This window comes from Allobosea sp. 05T422_2 (assembly GCF_056396265.1).
Genome location: NZ_JBFTLD010000315.1, coordinates 1 through 7,058, shown reverse-complemented (window position 1 = coordinate 7,058; position 7,058 = coordinate 1). Strand labels below are relative to the sequence as shown.

General features: G+C 64.0%; 6 protein-coding genes. 2 read left to right on the top strand and 4 right to left on the bottom strand.

The window, feature by feature from the left end; all coding sequences use genetic code 11:
- Positions 1-534 precede the first annotated feature (534 nt).
- Positions 535-1,737, bottom strand: a complete 1,203-nt coding sequence (locus AC1DJT_RS32275) for a BaiN/RdsA family NAD(P)/FAD-dependent oxidoreductase (protein WP_441505119.1) — start codon at positions 1,735-1,737, stop codon at positions 535-537.
- 322 nt (positions 1,738-2,059) lie between these two features.
- On the opposite strand from AC1DJT_RS32275, the gene AC1DJT_RS32270 reads away from it, so the two are divergent.
- Both AC1DJT_RS32270 and AC1DJT_RS32265 read left to right on the top strand, forming a co-directional pair.
- Positions 2,060-2,236, top strand: a complete 177-nt coding sequence (locus tag AC1DJT_RS32270; protein WP_441491941.1) for a hypothetical protein — start codon at positions 2,060-2,062, stop codon at positions 2,234-2,236.
- 32 nt (positions 2,237-2,268) lie between these two features.
- On the top strand, positions 2,269-2,862 hold the full coding sequence (locus tag AC1DJT_RS32265; protein ID WP_476835671.1) for an SCO family protein: 594 nt from the start codon (positions 2,269-2,271) through the stop codon (positions 2,860-2,862).
- A 172-nt stretch (positions 2,863-3,034) separates the two neighbouring features.
- Here AC1DJT_RS32265 and AC1DJT_RS32260 read toward each other — a convergent pair whose 3' ends face one another.
- From AC1DJT_RS32260 to AC1DJT_RS32250, 3 genes are all read right to left on the bottom strand, one after another.
- Positions 3,035-4,099 (bottom strand): ABC transporter ATP-binding protein, encoded by a 1,065-nt coding sequence (locus AC1DJT_RS32260; protein ID WP_441505032.1) that lies wholly within the window; start codon positions 4,097-4,099, stop codon positions 3,035-3,037.
- A gap of 15 nt (positions 4,100-4,114) precedes the next feature.
- Positions 4,115-6,316, bottom strand: coding sequence for an ABC transporter permease (locus AC1DJT_RS32255; protein ID WP_476835670.1), 2,202 nt, complete (start codon positions 6,314-6,316; stop codon positions 4,115-4,117).
- Between the two features lie 34 nt (positions 6,317-6,350).
- The coding region (locus AC1DJT_RS32250; protein ID WP_476835669.1) for an extracellular solute-binding protein at positions 6,351-7,058 on the bottom strand (708 nt) is incomplete at its 5' end.

Below are 7,058 nucleotides of genomic sequence, written 5' to 3'. Positions count from 1 at the left end.
TCTTCAGCTCATCGACAAGCCCATCCTTGGCGAAAACATCGCGCGGATCACGTCCCGCAAGCAACTGATCCAGTGTGTCCTTCTTGATGACCATGAGCGCCCTCCATCGGCGTCACTATGGCCCCGGACACAAAATCCCTGACAGTCCCATCGCCGGCGCCATCGCTGAGGTAAAGGGTGGCTCGAAGAGTGACCGCGCCTCAGAAAAGCGTCGTCAGATTGCGCAGATGGCAAAGGACCGGCTTATGCTCAAGATTAAGGCGCAAAGCGACAAGCGACAAAATTCGGGAGACTGAATCCCGTCCCTCGCCGTAAAACTGCCAGATCTACCCTACTAGCTCAGAGTCCTATGGCCGAATTCATGACGTTGCCCACGCTGAATGTCGTCGGTTCGATCCCGATCGCCCGCTCCGAATCCTTCCAATGACAATATGTCAGAGCACTCATTCTCGATCTGTGCCGGTCATTCGAACTTTCCGGAGAGATCTGGCCGGGGACGTCGGCGTTCATTTTCATTGGCGCCATACAGGCATCTCACCCGGTGCGTTCGGCGATGGCGGTCCCTGCCGCCCAGCCTGATGACCACGCCCATTGGAAGTTGTAGCCGCCAAGCCAGCCGGTGACGTCAACCACTTCACCGATGAAGTACAGGCCATCGACTGTCCTTACTTCCATCGTCCGTGAGTTCAGTCCGGACGTATCGACACCACCGAGCGTCACCTCCGCGGTCCGGTATCCTTCCGATCCGATGGGCATGACGTCCCAGCCCTGAATGGTCGAAGCGATCGCGGCCAGCTTCTTGTCGCTTGCGTCGCCGATGGGTCCCGTCCAACCATGGGCATCTGCGAGATAGGCGGCCAATCGCTTCGGCAGAATATCACCAAGCGTATTTGCGATGCTTCTGCGGCCGTTTTCCTGTCTGGAAGCGCGCAAGTCGGCGAACACGTCCTGCGTGGGCAGGAACGCGATCCTGATCGGCTCCTTCTCGCGCCAGTACGACGAGATCTGCAGAATCGCGGGGCCGGACAGCCCGCGATGCGTGAACAGCATCGCCTCATCGAATGTGGTCTTGCCGCACGAGACCCGCGCATCCGCCGCGACGCCGGCAATCTCGCGAAACCCGGCAAGGACATCTTCACCGAAAGTCAGCGGCACCAGGGCCGGGCGCGTTTCCGTCACCGCCAAACCAAACCGGCCGGCGATCTGATAGCCAAGGCTGGATGCCCCCATTTTCGGGATGGATTTTCCTCCGGACGCGACGACAAAATGCCGGCACCGAATTTTTGCAGCCCCATCGCCGGCAAGCGTGATCGCAAAGCCGTCATCCGCCCGCTCAAGGCTTTCCAGTGTGGTTCTGAGGCGCAATTCGCATGCCGCGCGCGCCATCTCATCCATCAGCATTGCGATGATATCTTTGGCGGAATCATCGCAGAAGAGCTGCCCGAGCGTCTTTTCGTGATAGGCAATGCCGTGTTTTTCGACCAACGCAACGAAATCATGCTGCGTGTAGCGGCCAAGCGCAGATTTTGCGAAATGCGGGTTGTTCGACAGAAAATTCCGCGCGCTCGTGCCGATATTGGTGAAGTTGCAGCGCCCCCCGCCTGAAATGCGGATCTTTTCGCCGGGTGCTTTGGCCTGATCGACGATGAGAACACGCCCGCCGCGTGATGCGGCATGGATCGCGCACATCATTCCAGCAGCACCCGCGCCCAGGATGACAGTGTCGAAACGCTCAATTGGCATCGAATGCTGCTAGCCCCAGACCAGCCCTGACGGGCATTGCGCGGCATTCCGGATGACATCGCGCTACACTCGGCTTCGGGTAGATGATCCGCGACCGTCCATCAACAGTGGGACTGCGATCGAGAGTTTTTCGTGCCCGGCGCTCCCGTCAGCTTTTCTGCCTGGGAGCGAGGAAGAGAGATTCGACGTCATAGAACTGCTCCCCAAGCCCAATACCGCCCGTTCGATCCCGATCGCCCGCTCTCGTCTCCTTGCACTCCCCCTGCGTCACGGTTGCCGCTTCCGGCCTCAGCCTGGCGCGGCTATGCTCGCGGTCATGACGCAATCGGACCAGACAGCCGCCGAGCATGAGGCCGAGGCCTCGCGGACCGGGCTATGGCTGCTCGGCGGCGGCGCTTTTGCGCTGCTGCTGACCGGGCTGCTGCTCTGGTGGCGCGAGGGCGACCGGCTCTTCACCGACGGCCTCATCGCCGCCATCGTTGCCTGTTTCTGAGGCGCCCCTGCGCCGTCCGAGTTTTTTCGAGGATCCCTGTGAACCGTCGCCTCATCCTGCCTCTCGTGGTCTTCCTGGCCGGCGCAGTCGCCCTGGCGGCTGCCGCGATCCTGACTTTCAGCCCGGTGCGTCAGGGCCAGAGCGCGACCTCGAGTGTCGGCGGCCCCTTCACGCTGACGACGGCTGAAGGCAAGCCGCTGACCGACGTCGATCTGCGCGGCGCACCCTTCCTCGTCTTCTTCGGCTTCACCCATTGCCCCGATATCTGCCCGACCAAGCTCTTCGAGATTTCCGAGACCCTGCGCGCCGCCGGCCCCAAGGGCGAAAAGCTGCGCGCGCTGTTCATCAGCGTCGACCCTGAGYGTGACACGCCGGAGGTGCTGAAGAGCTATCTTGGCAGCTTCGACCCGCGCATCGTCGGCCTGACCGGCGACCGCGCCGCGATCGACGCCACGATCAAGGCCTATCGTGCCTACTCCAAGAAGGTGCCGCTCAAGGAAGGCGATTACACAATGGATCACACCGCGCTCGTCTATCTCATGGACAAGAAGGGCGGTTTCGTCGGCGCCTTCAATATCGAGYGGCCGCCGGCGGAAGCGGCGGCGGAATGGCTCAGGCATCTGTGAGGCTGCGATAGCGCGCAATCCGCGCGCCTTTGGTTCGTCTTGCTCGCGCCCCCAGGGGATAGCACCGGCGCCCCCACGGACCACGGGTGGGGCCGAAGCGAGCAGGAAGCCGGCGGGCAAGCCGCGCGGGGCCTCTGCTCCGCTGAATCGACAGGAGCGGCGCGCTTTCCGCTCAGCTCTGGGGAATGAGCGTGACGCCCGAATTTGCAAAGGAGAGCCCGACCTCGCTGCCATAGGGCAGCAGATCGCGCCCACCCGGCTGGACGACGAAGAGCTCGCCGACCTCGGTCTCGATCATCAGATCGAGGTGGTTGCCGAGATAGGCGCATTTGCGGACGGTGCCGCGCAGACCCGGCCCGGAGGCAGGTCCCATCAACAGGCTTTCGGGCCGGATCGCCGCCCGGGCCGGCCCGGCCACGAGGCCACGCGCCGGCAATTTCACCTTTGCGGAGCCGATCATCACATCGGCGATGCCTTCGGACACCTCCGCGATCGTGACTGCGACCATGTTGGCATCGCCGATGAAGTCGGCGACGAAGGGGTTGGCCGGCTCCTCATAGAGTTCGCGGGGCGAGCCCTCCTGCGCGATCCGGGCATTCGACATCACGATGATGCGGTCGGAGACGGCGAGCGCCTCCTCCTGGTCATGGGTGACATAGGCAACCGTCAGATTGAGGCTCTGCTGCAGCTCGCGGATCTCCTCCCGCACCTTGCGGCGCAGTTTGGCGTCGAGATTCGACAATGGTTCGTCGAAGAGCAGCACCTGCGGCTCGAGCACCAGCGCGCGCGCCACGGCGACGCGTTGCTGCTGTCCGCCCGAGAGCTCGGACGGGTAGCGCTTCTCAAAACCCTTGAGGCCGACGAGGGCGAGCTTGGTCAGCGCCATGTCCTGCGCCTCGGCCTTCGGGAGCCCCTTCACCAGCGGCCCGTAGGCGGCATTCTCCAGCACGCTCATATGCGGAAACAGCGCATAGGACTGGAAGACCATGCTGACGTCACGATCGGCAGCCGAGAGCCGCGTGACATCCTTGCCGCCGATCAGGACCTGCCCCTCGCTGGCGATCTCGAGCCCTGCGATCATGCGCAAGGTCGTGGTCTTGCCGCAGCCGGAGGGGCCGAGCAGTGTCACCAGCTTTCCCGGCTCGATCGTGAAGCTGATATTGTCGACGGCAGTCACCGCGCCATAGCGCATGCTGACATTGCGGAATTCGACTGAGGCAGGTCCCGCCTTGGCCATGAGAGGTGCTGCTCCTTACTTGACGGGCTGTGCGGCGGATGTGGCGAGCGGGATCGCACTGCGCCGTCCGAGCTTGCGCTCGCCGACGCCGAGCTGGATCAGGGCGATACCAATGGCCATGACCACGATCAGCACCGAGGAATAGGCAATGGCGAGCCCGAACTCGCCGGCCTCGACGCGCCCGACGATATAGGCCGTCGCCAGGTTGTACTCGGCGGAGACCAGGAAGATCACCGCGCTGACCGAGGTGATGCTGCGCACGAAGCTGTAGACGAGCGCGGAGACGAGCGCAGGGCGCAGCAGGGGCAGCACCACGCGCCAGAGCGTGGTGAAGCTGCGTGCCCGCAAGGTGATCGAAGCCTCGTCCAGGCTCTTGTCGATCTGCGACAAGCCGGCGATGCCGGAACGGACACCGACGGGCATGTTCCGGAAGACGAAGGCGATGATCAGGATCAGCCCGGTCCCGGTGATCTCGACCGGCGGCACGTTGAAGGCGAGGATATAGGCGACGCCGAGCACCGTGCCGGGGATGGCGAAGCTCAGCATGGTGGTGAATTCGAGCACGTGGCGGCCGCGGAACTGCTGCCGCATCAACAGATAGGCGGTGAGCAGGCCGAGCACCGCCGTCAGCGGGGCCGAGATCGCCGCGACCTTCAGCGTCGTGAACAGCGAATCCCACGCCGCACCCTCGAAGAATATTCCACGGCTGAAATCGATGGCGAAACCGGTGCGGTAATGCTCCAGCGTCGGCGTGTGGTCGCGGCCCATGGTCTTCACGAAACCACCCATCAGGATGATCACGTAGATCACGAAGGTCAGCGCCACCCAGGGCACGATCACCAGTGCGGAGACGAAGGTGACCGGCTTCGRCAGTTTTGCCGGCAGGCCGGAATCACCCTTGCCGGTGACGGTCGTATAGGATTTGCCGCCGAGCCAGCGCTGCTGCACCCAGAAGGCGCCGAGCGTGAAGACGAGGAGCACCATCGCGAGCACCGCCGCCTGCCCCTGATTATGAGCGGCGCCGACCACGGCGAAGAAGATCTTGGTCGACAGCACCTCGAAATTGCCGCCGAGCACCAGCGGATTGCCGAAATCGGCCATGCTCTCGACGAAGCCGAGCAGGAAGGCATTGGCGAGGCCGGGCTTGAGCAGCGGCCAGGTCACCGTTCGGAAGGTCGCCCAGCGCTTGGCGCCCAGCGTCTGCGAGGCCTCCTCCAGGCTGGGGCTGATGCCCTGCACGACCCCGATCAGGACGAGGAATGCGATCGGCGCGAAGGCCAGGACCTGCGCCAGCAGCACGCCGGGCAGCCCGTAGATCCAGCGCGAGCGCGGAATCGAAAACCAGTCATAGAGCAGCCCGGAGACCACGCCGGAGCGGCCGAAGAGCAGGATCAGCGCGAGACCGATGACGAAGGGCGGCGTGATGATCGGCAACACGGTGAGCGCGCGCATCACACGTTTGCCGGGCATGCGCGTCCGCAGCACGAGCAGCGCGCAGGCAAGCCCGAGCAGCGTCGTGATGACGCCGGTCAGCACGGCAAGGATCAGCGTGTTCCAGGCGACGCCGCAATTGGTGTTCGCGGTGACGCAGCCAAGTCCCCAGATCGAGGAATCGAACAGGCGCGCGACGAAGATGCCCGGCGCGAAGGCGCCGGCCTGATCGACAAGCGCGCTTTGCAGGATMGTCGCCACCGGGAAGAAGATGAAGAGCCCGATCAGCAGGACGATGATGCCGATCGAGCTGGTGGTGAAGATGTCGCCCCGGCAGAAGCCGCGATAGGCGAGCCCATGACAGAGCAGCAGCAGGAGCGAAAGCACCGTCAGGAAGGCGCCGAAGCCCATGCCGCCCTGAGCCGCGCCGTTGCCGCCGAGCAACGCTGCGAGCCAGGGGATACCCTGGCCCTGCAGCGTGATGGCAAAGCCCTGCGCGAAGAACAGGACCATGCCGGTCAGCCCCGCCCAGATCAGCGTCCTGCCGACCGCAGCACTCTCGCTGCGGCCGAGCAGCAGCGTCACGGCCAGCAGCGCCACGCCAACCGGCAGCAGCCAGGGGGCCGTTCCGGACAGGGCCAGCGCGAGCGCCGTGCCGACCTTGCCGAACGGATACCCCGCGAGCCAGCCGAACTGGCTGAGACTGACGCCGTCAGGCAGGTACCAGGGAATGACCGCATAGCCGAGCCAGCCGAGCAGCAGGACGAGCCGTGTCGCAGGACGCATCGCAGGGGATCTCTTCAGAGCGCTGGACGGAAAATTACTTCGGCAGCGCCTTGACCTCCTTGTCCCACTTCGTCAGCAGCCGCGTCCGCTCCGCGGACGAGCCGTATTTGACGAAGTCGTAGTCGATCATCTTCATCTCGGACATCTTCGGCGCCTGCGGAGGCACCGTCGAGTTCTTGTTGGAGGGGACCTGATAGGACTTGGCGGGAGCCGCCAGCGCCTGAGCCGCCGGGGTCAGCGCCCAGTCATAGAACTTCTTGGCGTTGTCGAGATTGCGCGCGCCCTTGATGATCGACATCGAGCCGATTTCGTAGCCGGTGCCCTCGCAAGGCGCGACCGCCTTGATCGGATCTCCCTGGACCGCGAAGACGACCGCGTCGTGGATGAAGACGATGCCGACGGCGGTTTCGCCGAGGCTCGCGGCCTTGGCGGGGGCGGCGCCCGACTTGGTGTACTGGCTGACGTTCTTGTGCAGCTTCTTGAGATAGTCGAAGCCCTTCTCCTCGCCCATCAGCTGGACCACGGTCGCAAGCAGGTTATAGGCCGTTCCCGAGGAGTTCGGATCGGCGACCTGGACGTCGTCCTTGAGCTTCGGATCAAGCAGGTCAGCCCAGCATTTCGGCTCGTTCAGGCCCTTCTGCTTGATCTGCTGGGTGTTGAAGCCGAAGCCGAGAGCGCCGGCGTAAATGCCGACGGAGCGCTTCTGAGCCGCCTTCCACTGCGACAGCGCCCAGTCGTGAAG

Coding starts and splice junctions, on each gene's coding strand:
- AC1DJT_RS32270 (WP_441491941.1), top strand. CDS start 2,060: ATGACGCAATCGGACCAGACAGCCGCCGAGCATGAGGCCGAGGCCTCG.
- AC1DJT_RS32260 (WP_441505032.1), bottom strand. CDS start 4,099: ATGGCCAAGGCGGGACCTGCCTCAGTCGAATTCCGCAATGTCAGCATG.